This window comes from Roseisolibacter sp. H3M3-2 (assembly GCF_029211165.1).
Lineage (GTDB): Bacteria > Gemmatimonadota > Gemmatimonadetes > Gemmatimonadales > Gemmatimonadaceae > Roseisolibacter.
Genome location: NZ_JARGEK010000664.1, coordinates 1 through 1,150, shown reverse-complemented (window position 1 = coordinate 1,150; position 1,150 = coordinate 1). Strand labels below are relative to the sequence as shown.

At 64.3% G+C, this 1,150-nt stretch carries 2 protein-coding genes; both read right to left on the bottom strand.

The window, feature by feature from the left end; all coding sequences use genetic code 11:
- A partial coding sequence (locus PYV61_RS25575) for a head maturation protease, ClpP-related (protein WP_275836710.1) occupies positions 1 to 604 on the bottom strand: 604 nt, incomplete at its 3' end.
- A partial coding sequence (locus PYV61_RS25570) for a phage portal protein (RefSeq protein WP_275836709.1) occupies positions 594 to 1,150 on the bottom strand: 557 nt, incomplete at its 5' end. The genes PYV61_RS25575 and PYV61_RS25570, both read right to left, overlap by 11 nt.

Below are 1,150 nucleotides of genomic sequence, written 5' to 3'. Positions count from 1 at the left end.
CGCTAAGATTGAAGGCGCGCGCCTGCGTCGCCTTGGTCTCGATCAACTTGTCGGCGAAGCCGGCGTCGACCGCTTCCTGCGCGGTGAACCAGGTCTCCGCCTTCATCAGCGCGCGGACCTCGTCGGCTTCCTTGCCGGACTTTTTCGCATAGCCGGCGACGAGCACGTCATCGATCTTGTTCAGGAGCGACGCGGTCGCCGTCAGCTCGTCGGCGTTGCCCATCGCGAACGTCCAGGCCTGATGGATCATGTAGAAGGATCCATCGGCCATCTCGACGCTGTTGCACGCGATCGTGAGCGCGGTCGCGGCGGACGCGGCCAGGCCGTCCACCTTGGCCACGAAGTTCGCCGGATGGTCGTTGATCGCAGTCATCATCGCGCGCGCTTCGAACACGTCGCCACCGGGCGAGTTGATGCGGAGCGCGACGTTCGGCGTGGTGATCGCCTTCAGCTCGCGCGCGAAGTCCGCCGCCGATACGCCCCACCAAGAATCGATCACGTCATAAACGTAGACGGTGGTCCACTCAGCGTCGTTCGCCTCGACACGGATGCCGGCGCCCTTTTCACGATTGTTGGCGGCGAGATTTAGCAGCTTACGAGACATTTGCGGGCTCCTGTTGGGCGTCGTCATCGTCCTCGAGCTCTTCATCGGAAGACGGGGCACCATTTTGGTCGGGGCCGACGGCAGATGCCGGCGGGAAATAGACCCGATCGCCGTCCGCGATCGGGGGCAGGTTCTTGCGCCGGCGTACCTCGTTCTGGCTCATCCAGCCGGGTTGCTGGTTCCCGCCCAGCGCTTTGGCGAACAGTTCACCCTGGGACTTCGAGTCTCCCACATCGAGCGCGTCCACGTCGAAGTCGACGAAAAGGCTGGGTGCTCGCGCGCCGATCATCGGGAAGAGCTTGCGCGACAACTCCTTCGCCATCCGGCGCATGTGCGGCATGACCGTGTAAAGCCGGAACCCGATCGTCATCTGTTCGATCCCGGTGCCCCAGCTGGTCGCGGCCGAGGTCTCACCAATCATGTGCGGCGGGCAGCCGAAGATCCGCGCGACGTCGACGGCCGAGTACTGCAGCAGCTCGAGCAGCTGCGCGTCTTTGGCGGTGACGGAAGCCTTCTCCCACTTCGCGCCATTCTCGAGCAGCAGCG